This is a genomic window from Chryseobacterium sp. DZ-32 (assembly GCF_059587025.1).
Genome location: NZ_JCAIOM010000016.1, coordinates 1 through 26,049 on the forward strand (window position 1 = coordinate 1; position 26,049 = coordinate 26,049).

A 26,049-nucleotide genomic window follows, 5' to 3' on the forward strand; every position below is an offset into this window, starting at 1 on the left:
ATAAATTTTACATTACAGTGATATTTATTCCTAAAGGACTGGAAGGCAGGGAGAAAAATTTTAAACATTTGTTTGGAGAATCGGGGGGGGGAGAGTGTTTGAGGGTTTGAGGGGGAGAGAGGTATGATTCGGGGTGCGGGATGCGAGGGTTTGAGGTGTGGAAGGATTAAATAGGGTATATATTATATAGTAGAGACCAGGCTATAAGCTTTCTTCGATTAAGCTCACGATTATAGTCCGCTCCTATTGATGGAAGATTATATATTATATAATGAAGGGAGATTGTTGTTTTTTATGTATGGGGATGATCATTGCCCACAGATCTCGCAGATTTACACAGATAAGAGGGGCCTGCTTTATTGTATACATTTATATTATAATAGAATGGGAAGGATGGAAATGCTAAAGAGTATATTTATATATTATATAGAGTAATAAGGTTTAGCTCCTACACCCGTAATTAATTACAATGCTTCGGTTCAGCTCAGTATGACATGGCTAATACTAACGGCTAAAAGGCCTTAGACATTATATTGGCATTTTGCTTCTTTTAAGACTCTCGTAAAGAAGTTTGGATTCCTGCGGAATGACACAATAGGAATAGAGATTGATACTCAATAATATGTTTCCATAGAAATCTACAATATGAAAATTCAATACCAATGTTCCTTTTCTATCTGGAAACCCGAAACTCGCAACACAATAACCCGAACCTCATCATTCATCATTCACCACTTATCATTAACGACTCCTACCCTAGCCCTGATAGTAATGGTTACACCGCAGCTTGCTTCGGAGGGTGGGTGGTTTTTTGGTGGGGGGACCCTTCGGCTTCGCTCAGGGTGACAGCGTGGGAAAGCCTCGGCGCGAGGAGTATGAATGGATAGCAGGAAATAGCTCCTGAAAAAAGTTCGAGAGTTGGAAAGTTGGAGGATGAAAAAGCTTAAATGTACTGGTGAAGAGAGAATAAAAAATGGATATAAAATCGTGATGATTTGTAAGGCGTGTTAAAAGAAACGCTTGATTAATAACTTATAGGTATAATATCCTAATAAGCATCCAATGGTATCTGCTACGATATCTAAAGTTTCCATCGATCTTCCCAGTCCCATTTCTTCCTGCAGGATTTCTGTAAGGAAAGCATAAATAAGGATGATCTGGACAAAGTATGAGAATTTTATTTTGGGAAAAGCAGCAATGAAAGAGAAACCCAGTGCTGCGAATATGCTTACATGCAAAACCTTGTCGATACCGCTGAACATGAACCAATATTCATGGTTTTCTTCTCCCGGCTTGAGAAGCATATAAGTAAGAAATGCCCAATAAATGGGCAGTATCTTACTAAATATTTTTGAAATCTTATCCAATGATCGCTTTGTAATCATCTGCAGAAAGTAACTCTGACTGATCTGCTCCATCAGCAATTTCCAATTTGATGATCCATCCGTCTCCATAAGGATCTGTATTTAACAGTTCAGGCTGATCTTCTAATTCTGAATTAAACTCGATAACTTTTCCTGAAATAGGTAAGAACAGGTCTGAAACAGTTTTTACTGCTTCTACACTTCCGAAAACGTCTCCTCCATTAAGATCATCATCTACAGTATCTACATCAACGTAAACGATATCTCCAAGTTCTCCCTGTGCGAAGTCTGTAATACCGATTGTAGCAACGTTACCTTCGATCTTGATCCATTCGTGATCTTTCGTGTACTTTAATTCTGATGGTGTGTTCATTTTTAAATTTTTATTTTGTACAAATGTATTCAAAAATATAGTAGCTTCAAATATTGGATATAAAAAAAGTCCTTCAAAACTGAAGGACTTTTACGTTTGTATTATTTTTAGAATCCACCTCCGGAATCTCCGAATGTAAATGTGGCTGAGATACCTGCTCTGACCGTAGACAGCGGGAATGCTGTGGAGATCTTATATTTTGAGGTCATCTGTTCGTAGAACACTCTCAGATTCAGATTCTCGGAAACATTGTAATCTGCGGAAAGTTTAATGTTCATGAGTCTCTGTCCTCCTGTAACCTGGGCATCATTTAACAGAATATTCATAATAGATGTTTTACTGTCTCTTAATGAAATGTCTCCTCTGATGTTAAGATCACTTCCTTTTCCTCTTGTTCCTCTTCCTCTGATATTGGCTGTTCCTAATCTGAAGTTTCTGACAATATACCCCAGTCTTACTACATATTCTGTATTCGCATCTTCGGTAAGAGTCTGGTTAACCAATCCCAGTACCATCATTCTGGTTCTGTTGTACTGTATTCCGAACTGCATATTGTTTCTCATGGTAACATCTACTCCGATAAGCGGTGAGAAAGATTCTACATATCCCACCTGTGCGAATGTATATGGGTTAATCTTATCTCCATCATTTTTTTTCACATTACCGGCATCATCCACTGTTTGATAATATCCATCTGGATTACCATGATAATCTACATTGCTTTGAATACCTGTTGCTGTATACGTAGCAGTATAGGCATGTAAGATATCGAACTTTGTGAACTGCCCGCTGATGATCGGGATATTTTTTAATCCTGAATACGTAATTCTCCAGTTTGGCAATGGGAATCCTGCTTTTTTAGGGTTACCCATAGGTGACACAGATTTTCCTTCCATCGCTGCTCTAAAGGCTGGGATTAATACATAGGCATTTCCAATGCTGTAATGCTTTGCAAATCCGTTATTATCCAATACTGCCCCGGGACCTCCCAATTGTTGAGAAAGCACTCTTGCATTTTCTCTGATCGCCTGGTAAACTGCCTGCCCATCTTTAAATGACGTGCTGAGAAGCGACGTAGTATTGGAATACGTTATCATTTCGCTGGCAAATGTAAAATCCGTATCAGGAACCCCACCATTGGTATAGTTAAATCCTGTATGCGAGAAGTTACTGTTGAAGGTATGCAACACATTAAGATCTACTCTCAGGTCATTCATAGGCATCACCTGTAGGTCTGCTCTCAGCTCTTTGGTCGACATTCTTACATACGGATCTGTCATATAATTTGAATTACTCACCCATCCGTTTTCCATTACGGTTCTTCTGATATCTGCCTGTGAACCTAAAAGGAATCCCAGTGTCGGACCTCCCAATGTCTGTCCGTATCCATACCAGTTTGGTGCTGATATTAATCCCGGAAGTACTGTTCCATTCGTTTCGTTGTAACTTACGTTTAACTGTTTAAAGGAAGTTAAGAAGAATGCAGCACTTTGAAGTGGAGTAAGCTTATTCTTAAATTTATATTTTTTATATCGGTATCTGTTTTTCTCCCATTGTTTCGCATACACATTATTCAGAGAGTCCATCTCCTGTCTGCGTTTTTGAAGTTTGGCATTAATATTTTTGAAATAGTTAAACTGTCCAAAGAACTTCGGAAGATCCGCAGAAGCTGTTGCCTGAATCACATTGGTATTTTGTCCAACGGATCCTAAACTTGCGGTCTGATTTGTATTAGGATCAGTAAATCCAAGCAATGACGTAGACCTCGCCGCCCAGTTATAGGTAAATCCGTATCCTACTTCTGCATCAATGAAATCCAGATAAGGCAAATATTGGAATGGTAGCTTATAGTTTAACTGTGCTCTGTGATTATACAATACCGGCCTTCCTGCTCTGAATATATTTCCGAAAATCGATTTGCTGTCCATCGAATTTACATCCAGATTGTCATTTAATGTTCTGGTTGCGGAATTGATTTCCAGTTTTAATGATTTTGTAAAGTTGAATCCTAATCCATACTGCCATCCAAAGAAGAAGTTTCTGTTTCTGATGGCATCGAAATTACTGTTCATATCACCATTAAGGATTGCTTCCACATTTCTGAACTCAAGCTCGTTGTAGTTTCTGTCGATTTCAGTTCTGAAAGAGATTCTTGTAGGAATTGGATTAATATTGAATTCTTTTACCCATCTCAGATACTTTGTCGATTTTGCCGTATCACTGATCATCTTGTTGAAGGGCTTAAGTACCCACGGTTTAAAAGTGTAGTTATAATCAATATACCCTCTCAGATACTGTCTGTAATTTCTCTTGGTATAGATATCTCTGAAATAGTCATCGTTATAAACAGCAGTTACTGATACGTTTTCAATATCATAAAACTTAGGCTTTTTATTTGGATTTACTCTTTCTTTATGCATGTTAACGACTCCTATACTTCTCTGTTGAGTATAGGTTCTCGCTACTTTTTTCAATTGCTCTTTGTTCGGTGCCTTATTGAATTCTACGTCGGTATCCAGAGGATTGTACTTTGGATCTTCAATAGTCTGCGAGTAAGAATAGTTTAAAGGAATTTTCACCCCAGTTTTTTCCGGAAGGAATTTATCTACATTGATCGCCGTATTGATGCTGAATGCAGATTGAGTAGACTGTGTTCTTTCTGCAGGTTTTGAATCGATATTTCCGAAACCAACTGAGGTATAAGAGGCATTGGCATTCACTGTTGCCAGATCTCCCATATTGAAGTTTAAGCTGGCATTTCCTGCATATCCACCATCATTCTCAATTTCAGAAAGACGGATTTCGTTTACCCACAGAACTCTTGTTATGGTAGAGTTTGTTCTTGGATCTGCATTTCTTACCCCAATCATAATGGTGGTAATATTTCCTAAACTAGGTCTACCTTTAATATAAATATTTTTATAAGGTTCCTGATATCCTGTGTCAACGGTTCTATTCGTAATGGCAACACCTGATTTGTCTCTTCTGATTTTAGCATCTACAAAGTTCTGAACATCGAAATCAACTTCATTTTCCATTGGCCAGATCTCCATAGGAGCTGTTGCTGTTGTAGGAGTCATTCTTAAAGATGATTCATACTCGTAATAGTTATCAGTAGCATCGCTTCCGAAACGGATAAAGAATTTGGTATTCTCATCCAATCCAATCACTCTGTTCAATGGATCGTGAGCATGTACAAACAGCTTCAGCTTTTTGTATCTTCTCATATCCAATGTTGTATTTTTGAATACTCCTCTTGCCTCAGTTTTAAGGTCTTTCACTTTCATGTAAAGTGAAGCTTCATTCTGTCTCTGCGCTCCTGCATTTCCACTCAATACCTGTCTGTCAATTCCCGGAGGCAATACATATGGAGGTTGGTTCAATGCATTTTCTTCAATATTTACACTTCCTATTTCAAAGTTTGGATCTGTCACAGTTCCGGTTCCTTCGTCGGAATTTGGAACATTTACACTGGCAATTTTACTGGTATATTTTCTCCAGTCTGATCTTACAAGATCCATTGTTCCGAATCTAAGCGTAGAGGTCTGATCAAATCCTGCCAGCATCAATCTTGCAAACCTTACATTATTCAATACAGATGGCTCTGCTGTCCCTTCAGCTGGATCATAATTCGCTACAGGAATTCTGAACAGGTACCATTTAACATCTGAACTCTGTCCGTTCTGGAATGTTGCTTTTACTGTTTTTACATCTACAATATTATTCGTTCCAAGTGACAAACTTGGCTGATCAAGCTTTATAACATATTGGTTATAGTTTTCAGTCTGATCCAGGTTGTAATCTTTATTGATATCTTCAACATCCGGAGTTTGTGAAGCTACGTTAAGAGAGTTTGCTTCTGAGTTTCCTTCAGGGTTTCTGAAATATTTGTATCGTTCCACTACTGAAGCTGCCTGACTTCCTGTAAATTTATCCGAAAGATAGAATACGAAGTCATCTACTGCAGGGTCTGCAATATTGGTTACCGGATTTACAAACGTATTTCCGAATCTCATGGCTTCCTGGTCCGAGGTAAGACCATCATATCCGGCATCCTGTACTTTCCTATCCTCTCCTTCTGTAGAGAATGCATATAAGATTGGCGGCTGTTTTGGCTGTACTCCCCAATTTGAATTCGTTGTAGAAGATGGTGTACCTGGCGTTGGCAGTCCGTTTTCATACTGCATTTTTCCATCTTTCAATACATCTTCTGAAACGTTTCCTAAGTGAAGTAAAAGTTTTGGATCAGTACCCAGCGTTTTACCATCTGCGTAAGGATCCATCATCCAGAATTCAACATACTCAATGTTTGAAGTAATAAAGTTCGGAACACTGATTGATCTCATAATCCCTGCCCATCTGCTCTGTGCCTGTTCTGTTACTGGATTTACGTTATACGGTCCTTTTTCTTTCGGAAAATAAGAGATATCAAAAGTATTCGTAAAGGTTTGTTCTCCTGCTACGAAATCTCTGTTATTATAAATCTCCGAATATTGTACTCTTCTGGAAGCGTGATTAGATACAGACTGCGGTGTAATTCCTGCAGGTGCTTTCCCTCCAACTCCCCAGAATCTAGGGTCGATGTTATACCATGTTAATAATCCTCTTCCATATCCGCTTGTTAGATCATCATTGCCAGGCACTGTGTTAAATGGCGGTAATTTATTTTTTTCCGGTTTTGAAGCTAAACTCCATGCTGCCGGCTCTTTTAATGATATTTTAGAGGTTGTTTGTTCAAAATCGTCAATATAAGATTGATTATTTGTTCCTTTATTCAATCCAGGTAATAAGTAAGCTGCTTCCATCTTAAAGTTTAAGTTGGATGGAGCTTCAGTTTTTACCATCGGAAGTTTATTGGCAAATCTTGTAAGATAAGGGGCCTGATTGTTGTACATCAGGTTGATCCCTGCCATGGTATTGTTTACCGCTTCCTGCCCGAAGTTTACTTTCTGAGTCAATGGAGATTCTGAGTAATTGATTACTGTTCCTCCCAAGATAAAGTTTTCACTGAATCTTCTTTCTAAGTTTAATCCTAAGAATCTTTTTCTTTGGGTATTAAATGTCAACTGATTTTCCAGTGAAATATTGATGGCCTGTCCGGACTGTTTTACATTTTCATTGATGATCGTAACCGTACCCAGCATATAATCTACTGTATAGTCTACGCCTTCCGTAAGCTGTACTCCGTTTGCTGCCACTTTTACTGATCCCTGAGGAACGTTTACAGCTCCTAAAGAAATACCTTGTCCCTGAACACCTTTGTAACGCCCTTCCATGGTATACCTTTGTGTAAGGTTACTCTGGGAAGCTTCTTGTTTTTGTTTGGTATAAAGATCCTTAAATATATATTGAGGATCACTTGTTCCTAATTTTGCTTCCAGAAATTTACCGAAAGGCTGTACTTTGGTAAAGATGACTCTTCCTGTTTCCGGTCTGATGGTAATCCCATTCACAAAGTCGAAAATACCGTCTCCTTTACTTCCATCTTTATTGTTCTGGATATCTCCATTCATATTAAGACGGTCCCAGTTAAATAACTTCAGTAAATTCTGATCTTTTACAGGAGTATCTGGAAGATAGTTTACTTTACCTCCTGTTTTTGGATCTCTGTAATATACGTTAAGGATAAAGCCATCCGGAGATACCTGTCCCGCATCAATAGAATAGATATTCTTCATCATCAGATCCCACATCGGAGATTGAGTGTTCACCTTGTTATTTACTCTCAATACCTTGGTGATCAGCACAGGGCTTTCTTCAGAAAATTCCCCTACTTTGTATACTTTATTACTTCCATTAACAGTATAAGAGTACGAAACGGCTAAAAGCTGCTGGTCATTCAATTTTTGGTTTAATGAAATATATCCCAGCTGTGGCTGGTAGATAAATTCGTTAGCATTCAGCTTTCTCGCTTTTGTAGCAAGAACAAATTCTTCTCCGTTATTGTAGGGAGTAGGTGTTCCCGGGAAGACATGCCCCTGAAAAAGAGCATTGTAATTTTTCCCAGCTTCTCTTGTTCCAGCTACTTGTGATACTTCATCATACAATCCGTTCAGCGAGTTATCCGGCAGCGTAACTCCTCCAGGACCTTCTCCCAGGTCTCTGATCCCGATAATACTTTTCTGATATGCCAGATTACTGTTCCCCTGATCCAATACCCAGACTTCCATTCTGGTAATGTTGATGGTTGAGTTGATCTGCGGATAATTAAGTAAGGCATCATCATATTTGTTCAGGAAATAATGTCCTATAAAGAAGTGCTGGTTTTCTTCGTAGTCAATGGCGTTGACTTTAAAATTGTTCATCACACCACCACCCTGTACTACAATATTACGGGCTTCACCCTGCTGCTGGGAAAGAACTACTGTTCCAAATGTTTTTCCTAACTGGAATTCTGTTTTCACCCCGAACAGCGATTGTGAACCACGGATAAGGCTGGTTGAAAGCGGCATGTTTACGTTACCAAATTCAACTCTTTTGATGATTTTATCTTCTCCTCCTTCATTCGGTTTATCTACATTTCCAAGACCTTTACTCTGAAGATCTTTCCAGCTTCCTTTTGCCTGCCATACAAGATTCATCCTGTTTTCAAAAGCAAAACCACTCTGGGTATCATAATTGGCCTTTAACTGAAGGTTTTCCCCTACTTTCCCCAATAATCCCAACTGAATTCTCTGATCGATATCAAAGGTAAAACTGGTCCTGTTCTGAGGCAGGATCATTGGGTTATCTATTTTCTGGTAAAGTCCTGCAAAGTCCAGGGATGCGTATCCTGAAGGGATGATTTCAATTTTATTACCACCGAAAATGGTTTCAAAAAGCTTGTTGTTGATCTGTAATGAAGGAATAAGCCCCTTCTTTCTGGCATCAGATCTGTCTCTTCTGAAGAGAAGATTATATTTATCGGATTTCTCCTTGTAATAGGCTTTTGTCTGGCTGGCAAGCATATATTCTTTATACTCTTCCGGAGACATGGCTGTAGGAGGACCTGTAATGGTATTTCCGATTTTTGGATATACATAGTACATCCCGGTTTTTATGTCGTAATAGGCTTCATACCTCGTAGGGTCGGCCACTTCATATTGTTTTCTTATGATCGCTGTATCTTTCTGTGCCTGCCCAAAAGCACTCACAGACATACACAGGAACGACAGGAACAAAAATATGTTAAGATGCTTAATATTCGCCACCAAATGTTAAATGTTTTTTAAGATTTGTTTAACCAATTCTTCTACCGAGATGTTTGGATTTTGTTTGATAATTTTATCCGCAATCTTCTCGCTTGTTCGTTTAGGGATGCCTAAAACTTCTAATGCAGATAACGATTCTTCCTTAATTTTATTATCCACCATCACAGAAATGTTCGCGTTTGGATCGCTGTATTTCTGTACTTTATCTTTAAGATCCACGATAATTCTTTCGGCAGTTTTTGCACCAATTCCTTTTGCTTTTTGGATCAATGCACTGTTTCCGGAAAGTATCGCCGAAGCAATTTCATCAAGGCTCAATGTTGACAACAGAATCAATGCTGAAACAGCTCCTACTCCATTAACGCTTATTAACAGATTGAACATTTCTTTTTCTGAACGTGTGTTAAATCCAAAGAGAAGATGAGCATCTTCACGAATGATCTGCTGAATAAATAAAAAGGTCTGCTGATTCAAAACCAGCGTCTGTGAGGTCATCAGACTGATTCCCACATAGTAACCAACTCCTTGAACATTGATGACAGCGTAAGTAGGCGTAAGTTCTTGAACAGTGCCTTGTAAAGAAAATATCATTATTAATTTTTAAAACTCCCAAATATAGCAATTTAAACTAATTAATGTTTTCATTTGATGTACGAATGATTTTTAACTTAAATTTTAAATAAGAATTCAAGGAATTAACAGAAAAACAAAAGACTCCAAAATATGGAGTCTTTTTACTATCTGTACACGGTTTAAAGTGTCAATTTTGAAATAAGAAAGATGGATTATTGATTTCCAGTGATGCCATCTGTTCTGTATTATTTCTTCTCTCTTCTTTGAGCATCAAGAACAGCAATGGTAGCAAGGTTTACGATCTCATCAACGCTTGAACGCATCTGAAGTACGTGTACCGGCTGCTTTAATCCCATTAAGATAGGTCCGATAACCTGTGCTACTTTCATACCTCTCAGAATTTTGTAAGAAAGATTTGCACTTTCCAGATTCGGGAAGATGAACGTGTTTGCCGGAGTAGTTCCTAATTTTGAGAATGGATAATCGCTCAAGTGGTCTGCATTCATTGCAAAGTCCGGCTGAATTTCACCATCCACAACCATTTTCGGATATTTTTCATGAAGGATTCCTACTGCTTTTGCTACTTTCTTGGATGTTTCAGAAATTGCAGCAAAGTTTTCAAATCCAAGCATTGCAATTCTTGGTTCAATGGCAAAAGATTTTACTGTAAATTCAGCCATTTTAGCAATATTCACAAGATCTTCTGCTGTAGGGTTTTGGTTGATAGAGGTATCTGCGAAGAAAATAGGTTTCTTTTCAGACAAGATCATCATCATGGCCGCTACTTTATCTACTCCTTTATCTTTTTCGATCACTTCTAAAACAGGACGTAAAACGGAAGTATAGTTCTTAGAGAATCCTACGATAAGTCCGTCTGTATCACCATGTTTCAGCATCAAAGGTCCGAAATAATCTCTCTGGCGTACGTATCTTTTCGCTTTGTACTCGTTCATTCCTTTTCTCTGACGAAGTTTCCAAAGGGTTTCTCTGTATTTTTTTCTGTTTTCTTTCTGATCGTCATCACTTGGATCAATGATAGGAACATCCAGAGTAATTCCGTAACGCTCCATCTGCTCCTTGATGTATTTTTTATCTCCTAAAAGGCTTGGGTAAGCAATTCCTTCTTCATAAAGAATCTGGGCAGCTTTCAATACATTATATTCTTCAGCATTTCCAAGGGTAATTCTTTTCGGATTGGATTTTGCACGGCTCTGCATCATTCTTACCAATCTTTCATCTCTGCCCATTCGGTCTAAAAGCTGGTGCTCATATTCATCAAAATCCGTTATGGTTTTTCTGGCAACACCACTTTCAATAGCTGCTTTTGCCACAGCGCTTGATACTTTTGTGATCAGTCTGTTATCAAATGGTTTTGGAATGAAGTATTCTCTTCCAAACTGAAGGTTCTGAACATTGTATGCCAAAATTACAGCTTCCGGCACCGGTTCTTTCGCAAGATCAGCAATAGCGTGTACGGCAGCCAGTTTCATGGCTTCATTAATTCCTGTAGCCTGTACATCCAATGCTCCACGGAAGATATAAGGGAATCCCAATACGTTGTTTACCTGATTAGGATAATCACTTCTTCCCGTTGCCATGATCACATCTTTACGGGTTTCCAGCGCAAGGTCATAAGCAATTTCAGGATCAGGGTTGGCAAGAGCAAATACGATAGGGTTTTCATTCATGCTCTGTAACATCTCAGGAGTCATTACGTTTCCTTTTGACAATCCTACAAAAACATCAGATCCTTTTACAGCATCTTCTAATGTTTCGATATCTGTCTGAGCGATGAAATCTAATTTTTCAGGAGTAAGGTTTTCTCTTTTATGATTGATTACGCCTTTACTGTCACACATCAGGACGTTTTCTTTTTTCAATCCTAATGAAATATAAAGCTTGGTACATGCAATAGCTGCAGCACCAGCTCCGTTCACCACCATTTTTACTTTATCAATATCTTTATTGGCAATCTGCAGAGAGTTGATCAATGCAGCAGCTGAGATAATAGCTGTTCCATGCTGGTCATCGTGCATCAAAGGAATATTCAACTCCTCTTTCAGTCTTTGTTCTATATAAAAAGCTTCAGGAGCTTTAATATCTTCAAGATTGATTCCTCCAAAAGTAGGAGCAATTCCTTTTACGATTTCAATAAATTTATCCGGATCTTTTTCATCGATCTCAATATCAAAAACGTTGATATCTGCAAAGATCTTGAATAATAGTCCTTTCCCTTCCATTACCGGTTTTGAAGCCTCAGCACCGATATCTCCCAGTCCAAGTACGGCAGTACCGTTAGAAATTACTGCTACCAGGTTTCCTTTTCCCGTATAATCATATACAGTTTCCGGCTTATCATGAATTTCCATACAAGGAACCGCTACTCCCGGAGAGTAAGCCAGTGATAAATCTCTTTGGGAAGAGTGTGGCTTTGATGGGATAACTTCAATTTTTCCTTTGGGTTCTGCTTTATGATAATCTAGCGCTGCCTGGCTAAAGTTCTTTTCGTCACGATTGTTGTTACTTGACATAAAATTTTGTTTTTTGTTAAAGTATATATTTAATGTGGTAATCTACTAAGCTTTCAATTGGTTTCTGCACAACATGTCCCACATTTAAATTAAGTTCTGCAGCTACAGAACGTAGTATATTTTCATAATAATAAGCGATAGAGCCAATAAAATTGATCTCGGCATCATGCGCCTCCTCATAAGGAAGAACCTGGTATTCAAAGAAACTTTTCATTTCTTCAAAAACCATATCTTTGAAATAAGGATGATCTTTTCTTTCGATTACAAATTTGGTAAAATTCGCCAGATATGCATTGGGTCTCGGCGTGTGATACATGTTTTTCAATGCATCTTCTACGGTAAGCTGATAATCTGCTTCAAATTCTTTATGAAGATCCGCAGGCAGTTTTTTCATAAAATATCTGCGTACCAGCTGCTTTCCGATAGCACTGCCGCTTCCTTCATCCCCGATCAGAAATCCCAGCGAAGGCAATTCTATCTTCACATTTTCACCGTCAAAAAAACAGGAATTAGATCCTGTGCCGAGAATGCACACGATAGCAGGTTTTCCACTGTATGCTGCATAGGCTGCAGCCATCAGATCTTCCTTCACAATAATCTCTGCTTTTCCAAAAACTTTTGTCAGCTCTTCTTCTATGGTTTCGCAGTTTTTTTTCACTCCGCATCCGGAACCATAAAAAAAGACTTTGGTAATTGAATTTTTAACCGATATCAGATTGCTATTTTTCTGTATTTCAGGAGCGATAAGTTCTCTGTTGATAAAATTCGGATTGAAACCGATGGTTTCTGTTTTCAGAAAAACTTTTTTAAAGTCATCAAGAATTACCCAATCCGTTTTAGTAGAACCACTATCTACAATAGCAACCATATTTTAGATTTTAATTTAAGGGTGCTAAATTATGAATTTATCTTCAATTAGCATTTAAAAACAACCTGGAAGCTGTCTAAAATCATTAATGTTTGATTTGTGTTTTTTTTTCATTGAATTGTAAAAGCCAATCTTCTATTTCATCTTCAAGATAGGAAGTCTGTAATTCCATTGCATTGATAAAATCATCAGGCACCGGCTCGCCAGTGGAGTTTTCAAGATTCCACAATTCGTTTGACATATTTTCATACTCTGAATACACTCTTTTGAAGCGGGAATTTTCTTTCTCAAGAGCCTCAATATTTTTCTGTTGAAGCTGGAATTTTCTGTATTTGTTTTGACGTTTCATACAAATATTATTAATAATTGGGTCATAAAAAAGTTGGAGTATATGCTCTTAACCGTGCACTACAAGATAGAAAAAACCATCAACACAAGGAGTTGAAAATGAATTTATTATCAGGTCTTTATTACATCATTCTGAATATTAAAATTAGAAATAATTTTTATTAAAAAAAATATTTTAACAACTTTTTTCAGTGTTTAACATATAGTTATAAATTTGCATATTCATATTGTCAAGCGGTATAACTGCTGGGATTTAAAAACCATTATAAACAGAAGAAATTCTCTAAGGTGTTTATATTGTGAGAGATAAATCAACCTGGCAGATTGTCCGATATGTACAAAGATGTTTAGTTTTATACTTATTAAATGAAAGAAATACTCTTACGCCAGAAACAGGTTTTGTTCTTCATCATTGCAGGAGGACTGAGTGCCATTGTAGAAATAGGAAGCTTTAAGATTTTCAGCACCTATCTTCCGCACTTCTTTGTAAAGGAAACCAATTTCTACGGAGTACACTATCCTTTAAGCAATATTTTTTCCACGAGCTGCGGGATTATTACCAATTATTTTCTGAGCATCTGGTTTGTATTTGAAAGGGGAAAACATTCGAAGAGAAAAGAATTTGCTTATTTTATGGTAGTATCTTTTTTTTCAACATTACTCAGCTTAGGTTTTTTCCAGGTATTTTACAGTTTCGTATTTAAAGATAATATCAATTTATTTTTTTATACCTTGAGCCCGGAAATGATCAGTAAAATTGCAGCAATATTGCTGGTTTCCATTCTGAATTATTCGATAAAAAAGAAAGTAATTTTTAACGGTTAGGCTGTGACAAAAATTTTAAATTATCTCTGGAGATTCTGGCTGCTGCTGTTGGCATTTTTTCTGACAGTTATTATTGGGATCCCGGTTTACATTTTATCCTTTAATAAAAAGCATTATAAATACGGCTATAAACTGGTCAGGCTATGGTGTTTCGGTATGTTCTACGGAATGGGTTTCAGATATGACCTGATTAAACTTTCGGAACAGGAAAAAGATAAAAATATCCCTTATGTCTTTATCTCCAATCATACGTCTATTATGGATATCATGCTTGTATGTATTCTGTTTCCTGATCATCCGATTTGTTTTGTAGGAAAAAAAGAACTGGTTAAGATTCCTATTTTCGGAACTATATATAAAAGGATATGTGTAATGGTAGACAGAGCGAGTGCAAAAAGCCGTGCAGATGTTTACCGAAGATGTGCAGAGAAGATGGAAGAAGGTAACAGTATCGCGATTTTTCCTGAAGGCGGTGTGCCGGACGACACTTCTATTATCCTGGATGATTTTAAGGACGGTGCATTTATACTGTCTTCAAAACATCATTCTCCTATCGTTGTTTATACCTTTGTGGGACTTAAAGAAATGTTCCCTTTTGAAAACTCAAAAGGCTTTCCCGGAAGGGTAAAGGTATATTACAATGGCATCATTGAGCCTTCAGATTCTCCAAAAGACTCAAAAGCAGAGGCTTATGAGACAATAAAAAAAACCTTAATCAGGTATTCCGTTGAAAGGAAATAGTTATATTTGTTTGTGAAATCTATAATAAATATGTCAAATTATTCTAAACAAACCAATTGGGCCCAATTCATTCCGTTGGTTACTGTATTCTTCTTTTGGGGATTTGTAGCAGCCAGTAATGATATTCTGATCCCTGTTTTTCAAAAAGCCTTCAATCTATCCCAAACTGAAAGTATGCTTGTACAGATCTGCTTTTATGTAGCGTATACTGTAGGTTCTTTAATTTATATGCTTGTATCAAAGAGCCTTAAACAGGATTTGATCAATAAAATCGGATATAAGAATGGTCTTATTGTGGGGCTTCTGATTTCCGCATTGGGAACCTTATTGTTCTACCCGGCTGCCAATATGCATTCTTTCCCTTTAATGATCTCAGGGTTATTTATTGTAGGTTTAGGATTCTCTCTTCAGCAGATTGTTGCTAATCCGCTTGCTATTGAAGTAGGTCCTACGGAAACGGGATCTCAGAGGCTAACAATGGCAGGAGGGATTAATAACTTAGGAACTACTATTGGACCACTTATCGTTGCATTTGCTATTTTTGGATCTGCAAGTGCTGCCAACACGGAAGCAAGTATAGAAAGTGTAAAAACACCTTATCTGATATTAGGAGCAGCTTTTGCTCTGGTAGCTTTAATGCTTAAATTCTCTTCTCTTCCTGCAGTAACTCCAACAAACACTGAGGACACCGATGATGCAACTCCGGGAGAACATAGAAAGTCAGCATTCCAGTATCCTCAGCTGGTGATGGGAATGATCGCTATTTTTGTTTATGTAGGGGTAGAAGTTTCCACAGCCAGTAACCTTCCTGCTTATATGGAAAAAAGCTTGGGATTTGAAACGAAAGAGGTAGCACCTTATATCTCTTTATACTGGGCATCATTAATGATTGGCCGTTGGACAGGTGCTGTAGAAGCATTTGATGTCAATGCAGGATTCAAAAAAATCTTAAGATTCTTAGCTCCTTATCTTGCATTCGGTGTATTTTTATTGGTAAACGCTATTGCCGATCATGATCTTTCTCCGTTCTATGTATATGGATTTATCATTATCGCAATGATTATCTGTGATATTTTAAGCAAAGGAAACCCGGCAAGAATGCTTCTGATCTTCTCTCTGGCAGGGATCACCGCTCTACTTATAGGGATGTTCACTACAGGAATGGTATCTGTATATGCATTTACCAGTGTAGGTCTTTTCTGCTCTACGCTATGGCCGTGTATCTTCGCATTGGCTATCAACGGGCTTGGAAAACACACTAACCAGGGTTCAGGATACCTTATCATGATGATTATGGGAGGAGGTATTGTAAGCGTTATACAGGGATATGTTGCAGATATTACCAATATTCATTTCAGTTATATCGTAGGGGTTATTTGTTTTGCTTATCTTGCATTCTATGCGATCCGTGTAAGTGGGATTCTGAAAGCCCAGGGCATTGATCTTGATAAAATATCTAAAGGCAATGGTCATTAATATAACAACAAATATATATAAGAAAAAAAGATTTTGGGCAGGTGTATTACTTGCCCAATTTCTTTTGTTTTATGGATTTTCAAAATCCAAAATAATGATTTCTTTTTTTGAACGCTTTTTTGAATTTCAGAAAGAGCTTCATCAGGTGCTGTTCAGCTGGGTTCCATTTTCTGTCGGGGATTTGATCTATATTATACTAGGAGCTTTTCTTTTATACTGTTTCATCACCTTATTCAAAAAGCAGCAAAGAAGTGATTCGATGAGAAAAATTCTTATCGTCATGAATATCTTTTATTTTATTTATCAGATCTTTTGGGGAATGCTGTATTTTCAGGTTCCTATTATTAAAAAACTTTCCAGCCAGAATGAACCGGATATAGAAAAAGCAAAAAAACTGGCTCTTGTTTATCTTGAAAAGTGTAAGGCAACACGACAGTATACACAGGAGGACAGCAACGGAGTATTTATAATCACAAACCTTACATCTATTCAAAAGGAAATCCTGAATCAGCAGACCAAGCTGCCTTCTTATATTTCCGATAAAAAAGCTCCGGAGATACTGGACATCAAGCCTAGTTTATTCAAAAATGTAATGAGCTTTACAGGAATTTTAGGCTATTATAATCCTTTTACAGCTGAAGCCCAGTATAATACTGAGCTGCCTCATACATTAATCCCTTTCACCACAGCGCACGAAAGTTCACATCAGCTTGGCTTTGCCAGAGAGCAGGAAGCTAATTTTATAGGGTACTTAATAGGCATTCATTCCGGTAATCCTGAGTTGAGATACAGTACTGAATTTTTCACTTTAAAAAGTCTTTTAAGATTTATTGTGGAGAAAGATCCTGAATTTGTAAAGAATATTCTTCACCAGTATTCTCCCGCCATGAAAAGAGACCGTGCTTATGAAAAAAGTTTTATTTTTCAGCATCAGGGATGGCTTGATGAATTCTTTGGATTTACTAACAACCTGTTTCTGAAAAGTAATCAGCAGGAAGGCTCTGTTACCTATTCTTACTTTATTGATCTTCTCTTAAGCTATGAGAAAACATAAAAAAAGAATCGTATCAGGCGATACGATTCTAAAAACACAAATGATGAAAAAAAATTTATTACCTTGACTTGTTCCCTCATTCAAGGCGATGTAAAAGTACGACATATTTTATAAATACAAAAACATTTCTATCCTTTTTTAAAACTTTATGAAAACTTTATGATTTTTTAAGTTTTTTTGAGTTCATTTCTGTTTGTTACAAATTACATAGAATATCGAAATTTAATAAACAAAACAAGGGTAAAACCCACTACAAGCTATAAAATAATAACAAAATAAAACATTTGTTTAAATAAAAAATATTATTTCTCAGCTTTATTTCCTATGTTTTAAAGTTGGAGTTATCCTCAGTATTTTATATGATATTTCCAAAAATCTGAACTTCATAATCCAGGATATTCTCAGATAAAAATCCATTCATTTTTATATCGATTCCGTTTATTGTCTCAAAATAGGAATTTCCACATAACTGCCATTATACCATATGATCTCCCAAGCTCTTTAGCATCAGATATGTTGACAAATAATCCCAGCTTGAATTAAAGTCCACAAAGATTATCAAGTATTACATTTCCATAAAAATCAATCGAAATAGTAAAGGACCTTGTGTTATATTCCTGTAAAGGCATAATGGTACACTTTTCTATTTTCTTAATTCATTCCATCAACGCAATCCTACAGGAACGGATAATAGATTATCCAAAATTTATCAATTCCGACATCCCTTTCTTGCATTCCCAGAGTTATGAATGCATCTTTGTCTCAGGTAAAAACACGAAATACTTTTTCTAATAGATCCTTTTACTTCCCACAGGCAACATTTAATGTACGCTTAACCATGAAAACTTTAGAATACCTGCCTGTGGGAAATGGATCTTTCCTTCTTAAAATAATCCCGCTTAAAATATTAAAACATCAATTACTCAAAGAATAATACAAAAGGCATATTCCAAGAACTGCTTTCGTATCCGGATTCAAGAAATAAAATACTGAAGATCAAATAAAATTTATCAACATCCGTTTATATCTCACTAATAAAGGAGATTTTTTTTTGTATATTTAAAACATCTGTGTATTTTAGATAAAAATATTAATATGATTTTTGACAAACTAATCAACCATCTAAAACTAGATAAACAGGAATTTATTTTCCAGTTCAACTCTCATCCCAATTACCCATCTGCACTGGCATTCAGTGACACACTCAACTTTATGGGGGTAAAAAATGACGCTTATGAACTTGACAAAGAATATTGGGACGAACTTCCAGAGGAATTTATTGCCATTGTTGAGAATTCATTCTCTCTTGTAAAAAAGTCAGGAAGCAATTATTCAGTATATTCGGAAAAAGCAAAAACTTTCGGTAAAGAGGAGCTTTATAATAAATCGACGGACTTTGTATTATTGTTTGAAAAAACAGAAAATGCAGAAAGCAAACTGACATTCAATTTCAAGCCGGTTCTTTATATTATTTTTGCTGCCGTTCTTGCTTATTCTTTGATAAGCCAAAGCATCTATGAAGCTATATTCAACCTTCTTTCGTTAGCAGGAGTTTATATTTCTCTGGAAATTTTCAACCAGAAATTCGGAAACACCTCTACGGTTATCGGAAGTATATGCGGAGGCGGAGGTTCAGCAGCAAGCCAGACAGCCAACTCCTGTGATAAAATTATAAAACAGGATAAAACCAGCATTCTGGGTTTAAAATTTGCAGATTTTTCCCTGATTTATTTTACAGGACTCGCTGTATTAGGTCTGTTCTTACCAGCTACAGCTTATATTGTAAAAGGATTTACATTCGTTTCTGTACTTGCAATCGGGTACTCTCTGTACATTCAGGCATTTGTAGAAAAAACATTCTGCAGAGTATGTCTTTTGATCATTTCAATTCTTGTAGGCCAGATCATAGTAAGCAGTTTATTTTTTGAGAACCTGTCATTCAGTGTGGGAACTCTTTTATTGACTGTCATTCTGTGGGCTCTTGTATTTTCTGCGGTTATTTATTTCAATACTCTTCTTGAGCAAAAAGAAACGCTGCAAAAATCGAATGCAAAAAATCTCAGATTCAAAAGAAACTATGAGCTTTTCAAAAATCAGATGGAACAAAATCCAAAAATAGAATTTCAGGATACTGAAACTTTTGCTGTTGGAAAAAGGGATGCCAAGCTTCGTATTTCTATCGTTTCCAACCCATACTGTGGTTTCTGTAAAGATGCGCATAAATTGGTGGAAGGACTTTTGGAGAAATACCCTGATGATATTTCATTGCAGATGAGATTCAATTACAGCCCGGACAGAGCTCCAGAAAAATATACACAGCTTATTTCAGATTTAACTCATATTTATCATAACAAACCTGAAAAAGAGTTTTTACACGCTGTTGAAGAATGGTTTGAAACCAAGGATGAAGGCAAAATCAATGCACTTTCCGGAGGAAAAGTAAATTCAGAAAATCTGGATCCGCTGATAGAGATGTCTAAGGAAAACAGTAATGCAGGATTAAGCTTTACGCCAATCTTTATCATCAACGGATATCAGTTCCCGGATAAGTATGATCGCGAAGATATCACCTTCTTTATTGATGAATTAATCGAGGATGATGAGATTTAGCAAATAAATCTTCTTCATTTAAAAATTTCACTATCTTAGGAAAAACAAAATAACCATCTGAAAAGATGTAAAAGAGTAGAAAAACGGTGATCAATGGGACTATTTCCAGTTTACCATTTCATTGAATTATAATTGAATTAAAGCAAAAATGTCGCCATCTATTGGCGGCATTTTATAATGAGTAGTAGTTTTGAAAAAAAAGTTTCCTTTTTATAAGCAGCCAGATACCAAAGACTGCGGTCCTACATGTCTCAGGATCGTAAGTAAGTATTATGGTAAAAGTATATCCCTGCAGCAGATTCGTAACCTCTCCGAAACCACCCGTGAAGGAAGCAGCCTTCTTGGGCTGAGTGATGCCGCAGAAAATCTGGGATTCCGGTCAATGGGAGTCCAGATCGATTTCAATACCCTCAAAGAAGAAGTTCCATTTCCATGTGTAGCACACTGGAATAAAAATCACTTTGTAGTTGTATACAAAATTGACAAAAATAACAAAGTATATATCTCAGATCCCAGCTATGGACTGATCACTTATACCAGAGAAGAATTCATCAAGTCCTGGATTGGAGAAAATGCCAACGAAAATACAGAAGAGGGAATTGTCCTGATCCTTGAAACTACTCCTGCATTCTTTCAAACAGAATTTGATGCAGAAGAAAGTAAGGCAAGTTTTACATTCCTTTCCAAATATCTTCTAAAGTACAAAACACTTGTTATACAGCTTGCGATCGGACTTTTAGGTGGGAGTTTACTTTCCCTTATATTTCCTTTTCTTACCCAAAGTATTGTAGATGTCGGCATCCAGAACCAGGATATTAATTTTATCTATGTGGTTTTGCTTGCACAGATTATGTTATTTCTGGGAAGAATGGGAATTGAAACCATAAGAAGCTGGATTCTTCTCCACCTTTCAGCAAGAATTAACATTTCGATCATCTCCGATTTCTTTATTAAATTGATGAAACTTCCGATAAGTTTCTTTGATACCAGGATGACAGGAGATATCATGCAGAGAATTAATGACCATCACAGAATTGAACAGCTCCTTACAAGTTCTTCATTGAATACATTATTCTCACTGGTGAACCTTATCATTTTCAGTATTGTCTTACTGTTTTATGATTACAGGCTTTTCCTTGTTTATCTTGTTGGAGCAGTATTATATATCGGATGGATCAGTTTCTTCCTGAAAAAAAGAAAAGAACTTGATTATAAGCGATTCTCTCAGGTATCTCAGGAGCAGAGTAAAGTCATCGAGCTTATCAACGGAATGCAGGAAATCAAAATGCATAATGCTGAAAAACAAAAACGATGGGACTGGGAATTTCTTCAGGTAAAACTATTTAAAATCAGGATAAAATCTCTATCCTTAGAACAATGGCAGTCTGTGGGAGGTAATTTTATCAATCAGATGAAAGATATTCTGGTGAGTTTTCTTTCTGCCAAACTTGTTTTAAGCGGAAACCTTACTTTGGGGATGATGCTTTCTGTTCAGTATATCATCGGACAGCTGAACAGCCCGCTTCTCCAGCTTATCGACTTTATCAAGCAGACACAGGATGCTAAAATCTCTCTTGAAAGATTAGGAGAAATCCACGATAAAGATGATGAAGAAGATAAGAATGAGCAATATGTTACCGATGTTCCGAAACAAGATATTGAAATCAAAGATATGTCGTTCAGGTATATTGGTTCCGATGTTCCGGTTTTTGAAAATCTCAGCCTTACAATACCTTATCAGCAAACGACAGCAATTGTCGGGGCCAGCGGAAGTGGAAAGACAACTTTATTGAAACTGCTGATGAAGTTTTATGATCCTGATCAGGGTGAAATCAGAATCGGAAATACCAATATGAAAAATATTTCTCCGAGATACTGGAGGGATCATTGCGGTGTTGTCATGCAGGAAGGATATGTATTCAATGACACCATTGCCAACAATATTGCTGTTGGTGAAGATCATATAGATAAACAAAAGCTGAGACGTGCTGTAGAAATAGCCAATATCAAAGATTTTATTGAAAGTCTTCCATTAAGCTATAACACCAAAATCGGAAATGAGGGCGTTGGAGTAAGTGGTGGTCAGAAACAGAGACTTTTCATTGCAAGAGCTGTTTATAAAGCTCCTGAATATATTTTATTTGATGAAGCTACCTCTGCACTGGATGCCAATAATGAAAAAGTGATCATGGAAAACCTTGAGCAGTTCTTCAAAGGCAAAACAGCAGTGGTGATTGCCCATAGACTTTCCACAGTAAGACATGCAGACAAAATCATTGTACTGGATCAGGGAAGAGTGGTAGAAGAAGGAAGCCATGCTGAGCTGGTAGACTTAAGAGGAGAATATTACAGATTGGTAAGAAACCAGCTTGAATTAGGAAATTAACCAAGATAAAGCCACCATATAGCGGAATCCGAAAAGCTTACAGAGTAGGAAAAATAAAAAATAATAGTAATCATGAAAAATCTTAAAAAACTTTCGAGAAAAGATTTGACATTTGTCAGCGGAGGTGTTATTATTCCGGACAACAACTGCTGTGGATCCTGGTGTCTAGGCAGCTGGGTACCATGCCGCATAAAGCACTTTGAATGCCCGCCGGATGCAGACACTTCGCCACCATCATGGTATGACGGGAACTGCCCAATTATTTAAATTATATTCCCCCTGAAATATTGGGGGAAATTTTACTACATAACAATGAAAGAAGACGTTTTAGACAATATTGAACTCCGCTCAGAAAGCGTACAGGATATTCTTACCCAGCCGCCGCATTGGATGATCCGCTGGGGAAATACGGTGATATTTATTATCCTGCTATTGATTCTCTTAATGAGCTACATTATAAAATATCCCGAATTTGTACCGGCTCCTATTATTGTGACTTCTCAGAACCCTCCTGAGAAAATAGAAGCACGAACCAGCTCTAAAATTGAAAAAATATTCATAAAAGACCACCAGGAAGTTAAAAAGAATGATGTTCTGATGGTGATGCAGTCTGCAGCCAACTATAAGGATATTTTAGAGCTTAAAAAACTGGTAGACTCCATCACTCCCGATCAATTATACTCCTTCCCTATTGCCCAGGCTTCAAGATTTAAGCTCGGTGAATTACAGGGTGAGTACAACAGTTTTGCAAAAGCATTTCAGGACGAAGCCCTTTTTACAAGATTACAGCCATACGCTCCCGAAAATCTGGCGGCCAATCAGAGTATTTCAGAATATAAAGTAAGAATTGCCACATTAAAACAGCAGAAAAACCTGGAATCTATAAAGTATGATCTGACTAAGAAAAATTTCAACAGATCTCAGGAACTATTTAATCAGGGTGTTATCTCTGCTATGGAACTTGAAAACGAAAAAATCAAATATCTTCAGGCTCAGCAAAATCTTGAGAATATTAAAATTTCCATATCACAAATGGATGAAGGCATCTCCAACCTGAATAAAACCAAAAGCGGAACTGCCATTAACACAGAAAAAGACAGAATTACCTATTCGTCACAAACCCTGCAGCTTCTTGAACAGCTGCGAAAATCTTTGAAACAGTGGGAGCTGAACTATCTGGTGATCTCATCCACAGACGGCGTTGCCAGTTTTCAGCAGTTTTTCGGCGAGAATCAATTCGTAAAGGTAGGTGAACCCATCCTTTCTATTCTCCCTAAAAATAAAGAGCAGTTGGTGGGCAGAATGTCCGTACCTACAACAAACTCAGGAAAAATAACTCCGGGTGAAAAAGTTCTGATTAAACTGGATAACTACAGATTCCAGGAGTACGGTATCATCGAAGGAAAAGTACAGAACATCTCCCTGATTCCTGATGATAAAGGAAACTACTATGTAGATGTGATCTTGCCAAAAGGATTAAAAACAAGCTACAATAAAACACTTACATTCGATAAAGAGCTTAGAGGCAGTGCAGAGATTGTCACACAGGATCTGCGACTGATTGAAAGATTCTTCTATCAGATCAGAAAGCTGCTCGGATATCAGGTTTGATAAGCTTTTAAAAAACATTAAAACCGTTTTACAGATATGTAAGGCGGTTTTTTTATTCTTTATTTTTAAGATGGCAACCAATCTAATCCTATTTTCCGGAACGCAATATACTTTTCCTTTTAAACAGTCCATTACAGCCATAATTCAGCGAAACAAAGGATTTCTATTACTGACAATAAGATCATCAAAAAAAGACAGCAAAAAGGCGAATATAAAAGAGATAATAACGTAAGATGAATAAATGATCTCAGTACTAACGCTGAAAAGTATAATTATTCCCTTAATACTCCATCAGAAGACTGAAATTATTAAAAATAAAATTGAGTTGAAAGAATTAAAGAGTAAAGTATTAATTTTTTTAAAAGTAAAAACCGCAATCATTGGTGTAATGATTGCGGTTTATTGTAGCGAAGACGGGAATTGAACCCGTGACCTCAGGGTTATGAATCCTGCGCTCTAACCAACTGAGCTACCTCGCCGTTTTGGTGGTGCAAATATAGAAAATATTTCTTTACCTCCAAAATTATTTTACCTTAAAATATTCTAAAACATCTCCAACATGATCTGGTTTGCTGATTATCTTATTGTTAGCATCTAAAATAAAATACGTCGGAGTTGCATGAATATTATACAAATCTGTGTAACTGCTGTTCCATCCTCTCAATTCGGAATCATTCACCCAGGGAAATGCAGCGATTTTTTGGGTATATGAATTCTTATCCACATCCAAAGACAGTCCTACAATCTGGATATTTTTTGATTTCAGGTCATTGTATTTTTCCAGAAGTTTCGGAAGTTCACTTTCGCAGTGTGAACATGTGGAAGACCAGAAGACAACGACCTTTTTATCTGCTTTAATATCGTGTAATGATTTGGCAGTGGTATTAACAGGTGACTGGAACTTATAATTAGGGAAAACCGCCCCCATTTCAATATTGGCGTTCGATTTCAACGTAGAAGCAAGTCTATCGTTAATGGTACACTTAAGATTTTTGGCAAGAGACAGATATTTACTCTTATATTCATCCATCTGATAGACATCAAAAATATCAATCAATTCTGACAATACAGTCTGCCCTCTTGGAGTTTCTACTTTTAAACGATCCAATAACTTATCAACAGACGCCGTAACGTTTGTATTCCCTCCTGAATTCAGATAAGCTACCAACAAAGGTCTTAATAATGATGAGCTTTCAAGCATATCACCGGATTTGTCCAGAAAGTTGATTATTTCTTCCTGATCTATTTTTTTCACGGCATCAGGAGAGTTGGAAAGAAACTTGCTGTAATTCGTATTGTAATAAGCAATAAACGGGTGTTGCGCTGCATCAATAGAGCTTGATGCACCGGAAAGCCTGTCAATTTCTGTTTTCAGCGCTTTTCCAAAGTCGGTATTATCTTTATAATATTCTTTAATCTGTGCTAAAGCCGGTAAAATAAGCTCTTTCTTTTGTGAACCCTCCTGTTGTTTACTCATCAGATTATTGGCTTCATCCAGATAGATAACATCCTTCACTTTATTATTCTGAATATCCAGTTTAAAGTTGACATTTTTATTTTCAGAAATAAAGCTTACGGTATTATTGGAGCCAGGGAAATAGACTTTCATCATCCCCATATAATGGCCCGGATATTTAAAAGTCCACGTACTATTCTTACTCTGTTCTTTAGTAACAATAATATCTTTCGATCCGTTTAATGTATATAAAATAGCGTCCTGATCTTTAAAATCTGCCGGAGTCTGAATTGTAACAGTAAATTGAGCCTGCAGAGCAAATGCAGTTAAAACTGCAGATAGCATATAAATTTTTTTCATATAGTAAAAATAAAAAAACTCCCTGACTAATCAGAGAGTTTAATATTATTTTAATAAAATTTTATGCTTTTACGCTCTTGTACTTTTTTGTAAAGTAAACAATAAATCCAATTGCTACGATACCAAGTACATATACATACATATCAATTGGTGAGGCAGGTGACCCGGTACCATTTCCTCCGTTTCCTCCTCCTCCCGGGATTGCTGGTTGTGGTGGAGCGGCATTTGCTAAAGATACAGCAAACAGGAAAAACGCCAGAACTAGTTTATTAATAGTTTTCAT

16 protein-coding genes and 1 tRNA gene are annotated in these 26,049 nt (G+C 36.9%); 7 read left to right on the forward strand and 10 right to left on the reverse strand.

Annotated elements, in window-relative coordinates; translation table 11 throughout:
- Nucleotides 1–1,007: 1,007 nt before the first annotated feature.
- From AC59HC_RS17035 to AC59HC_RS17065, 7 genes are all read right to left on the reverse strand, one after another.
- Nucleotides 1,008–1,334 carry a VanZ family protein gene (locus AC59HC_RS17035; protein WP_317193513.1) on the reverse strand — a complete coding sequence of 109 codons (327 nt, stop codon included), beginning with the start codon at nt 1,332–1,334 and terminating at the stop codon, nt 1,008–1,010.
- A gap of 25 nt (nt 1,335–1,359) precedes the next feature.
- Nucleotides 1,360–1,737, reverse strand: coding sequence for a glycine cleavage system protein GcvH (gene gcvH / locus AC59HC_RS17040; protein WP_047098621.1), 378 nt, complete (start codon nt 1,735–1,737; stop codon nt 1,360–1,362).
- A gap of 107 nt (nt 1,738–1,844) precedes the next feature.
- Complete coding sequence (sov, locus tag AC59HC_RS17045; protein ID WP_343643479.1) at nt 1,845–8,876, reverse strand: T9SS outer membrane translocon Sov/SprA; 7,032 nt, start codon at nt 8,874–8,876, stop codon at nt 1,845–1,847.
- A 57-nt stretch (nt 8,877–8,933) separates the two neighbouring features.
- A complete protein-coding gene (gene ruvA, locus AC59HC_RS17050) occupies nt 8,934–9,518 on the reverse strand; it encodes a Holliday junction branch migration protein RuvA (protein ID WP_110010714.1) in 585 nt (194 codons plus the stop codon).
- Between the two features lie 227 nt (nt 9,519–9,745).
- Nucleotides 9,746–12,031: an NADP-dependent malic enzyme gene (locus AC59HC_RS17055; protein ID WP_110010713.1), complete on the reverse strand. Its 2,286-nt coding sequence runs from the start codon at nt 12,029–12,031 to the stop codon at nt 9,746–9,748.
- 16 nt (nt 12,032–12,047) lie between these two features.
- Nucleotides 12,048–12,899, reverse strand: coding sequence for a BadF/BadG/BcrA/BcrD ATPase family protein (locus AC59HC_RS17060; protein WP_110010712.1), 852 nt, complete (start codon nt 12,897–12,899; stop codon nt 12,048–12,050).
- A gap of 85 nt (nt 12,900–12,984) precedes the next feature.
- A complete protein-coding gene (locus tag AC59HC_RS17065; protein WP_002981716.1) occupies nt 12,985–13,248 on the reverse strand; it encodes a hypothetical protein in 264 nt (87 codons plus the stop codon).
- A 365-nt stretch (nt 13,249–13,613) separates the two neighbouring features.
- Here AC59HC_RS17065 and AC59HC_RS17070 point away from each other — a divergent pair, with 365 nt between their 5' ends.
- The 7 genes from AC59HC_RS17070 (at nt 13,614) to AC59HC_RS17100 (ending at nt 23,950) form a co-directional block, all read left to right on the forward strand.
- Entirely contained in the window at nt 13,614–14,072 is a 459-nt protein-coding gene (locus tag AC59HC_RS17070; RefSeq protein WP_110010710.1) for a GtrA family protein, read from the forward strand.
- A 3-nt stretch (nt 14,073–14,075) separates the two neighbouring features.
- Entirely contained in the window at nt 14,076–14,813 is a 738-nt protein-coding gene (locus tag AC59HC_RS17075; RefSeq protein WP_110010709.1) for a lysophospholipid acyltransferase family protein, read from the forward strand.
- 30 nt (nt 14,814–14,843) lie between these two features.
- The gene (locus tag AC59HC_RS17080; RefSeq protein ID WP_496559044.1) at nt 14,844–16,289 is read left to right on the forward strand and encodes an MFS transporter; all 1,446 of its coding nucleotides are present in this window, start codon (nt 14,844–14,846) and stop codon (nt 16,287–16,289) included.
- Between the two features lie 94 nt (nt 16,290–16,383).
- The gene (locus tag AC59HC_RS17085) at nt 16,384–17,343 is read left to right on the forward strand and encodes a DUF3810 domain-containing protein (RefSeq protein ID WP_496559045.1); all 960 of its coding nucleotides are present in this window, start codon (nt 16,384–16,386) and stop codon (nt 17,341–17,343) included.
- A 1,095-nt stretch (nt 17,344–18,438) separates the two neighbouring features.
- A complete protein-coding gene (locus AC59HC_RS17090) occupies nt 18,439–19,953 on the forward strand; it encodes a thioredoxin domain-containing protein (protein WP_496559046.1) in 1,515 nt (504 codons plus the stop codon).
- Between the two features lie 190 nt (nt 19,954–20,143).
- Complete coding sequence (locus tag AC59HC_RS17095; protein ID WP_110010705.1) at nt 20,144–22,339, forward strand: peptidase domain-containing ABC transporter; 2,196 nt, start codon at nt 20,144–20,146, stop codon at nt 22,337–22,339.
- A gap of 312 nt (nt 22,340–22,651) precedes the next feature.
- Nucleotides 22,652–23,950: an HlyD family secretion protein gene (locus AC59HC_RS17100; RefSeq protein WP_181397983.1), complete on the forward strand. Its 1,299-nt coding sequence runs from the start codon at nt 22,652–22,654 to the stop codon at nt 23,948–23,950.
- Between the two features lie 405 nt (nt 23,951–24,355).
- On the opposite strand, the gene AC59HC_RS17105 is transcribed toward AC59HC_RS17100, so the two are convergent.
- The 3 genes from AC59HC_RS17105 to AC59HC_RS17115 all read right to left on the reverse strand — a co-directional run bounded on the left by AC59HC_RS17105 (nt 24,356) and on the right by AC59HC_RS17115 (nt 26,049).
- Nucleotides 24,356–24,429, reverse strand: a tRNA-Met gene (locus AC59HC_RS17105).
- Between the two features lie 44 nt (nt 24,430–24,473).
- Entirely contained in the window at nt 24,474–25,766 is a 1,293-nt protein-coding gene (locus AC59HC_RS17110; RefSeq protein WP_343643473.1) for a TlpA family protein disulfide reductase, read from the reverse strand.
- Nucleotides 25,767–25,827: 61 nt separating this feature from the next.
- The gene (locus AC59HC_RS17115; protein WP_110010702.1) at nt 25,828–26,049 is read right to left on the reverse strand and encodes a signal peptidase; all 222 of its coding nucleotides are present in this window, start codon (nt 26,047–26,049) and stop codon (nt 25,828–25,830) included.

Coding starts and splice junctions, on each gene's coding strand:
- AC59HC_RS17065 (WP_002981716.1), bottom strand. CDS start 13,248: ATGAAACGTCAAAACAAATACAGAAAATTCCAGCTTCAACAGAAAAAT.
- AC59HC_RS17055 (WP_110010713.1), bottom strand. CDS start 12,031: ATGTCAAGTAACAACAATCGTGACGAAAAGAACTTTAGCCAGGCAGCG.
- AC59HC_RS17115 (WP_110010702.1), bottom strand. CDS start 26,049: ATGAAAACTATTAATAAACTAGTTCTGGCGTTTTTCCTGTTTGCTGTA.
- AC59HC_RS17090 (WP_496559046.1), top strand. CDS start 18,439: ATGATTTTTGACAAACTAATCAACCATCTAAAACTAGATAAACAGGAA.
- AC59HC_RS17070 (WP_110010710.1), top strand. CDS start 13,614: ATGAAAGAAATACTCTTACGCCAGAAACAGGTTTTGTTCTTCATCATT.
- gcvH (WP_047098621.1), bottom strand. CDS start 1,737: ATGAACACACCATCAGAATTAAAGTACACGAAAGATCACGAATGGATC.
- AC59HC_RS17080 (WP_496559044.1), top strand. CDS start 14,844: ATGTCAAATTATTCTAAACAAACCAATTGGGCCCAATTCATTCCGTTG.
- AC59HC_RS17100 (WP_181397983.1), top strand. CDS start 22,652: ATGAAAGAAGACGTTTTAGACAATATTGAACTCCGCTCAGAAAGCGTA.
- AC59HC_RS17085 (WP_496559045.1), top strand. CDS start 16,384: ATGATTTCTTTTTTTGAACGCTTTTTTGAATTTCAGAAAGAGCTTCAT.
- AC59HC_RS17060 (WP_110010712.1), bottom strand. CDS start 12,899: ATGGTTGCTATTGTAGATAGTGGTTCTACTAAAACGGATTGGGTAATT.
- sov (WP_343643479.1), bottom strand. CDS start 8,876: ATGTCTGTGAGTGCTTTTGGGCAGGCACAGAAAGATACAGCGATCATA.
- AC59HC_RS17110 (WP_343643473.1), bottom strand. CDS start 25,766: ATGAAAAAAATTTATATGCTATCTGCAGTTTTAACTGCATTTGCTCTG.
- ruvA (WP_110010714.1), bottom strand. CDS start 9,518: ATGATATTTTCTTTACAAGGCACTGTTCAAGAACTTACGCCTACTTAC.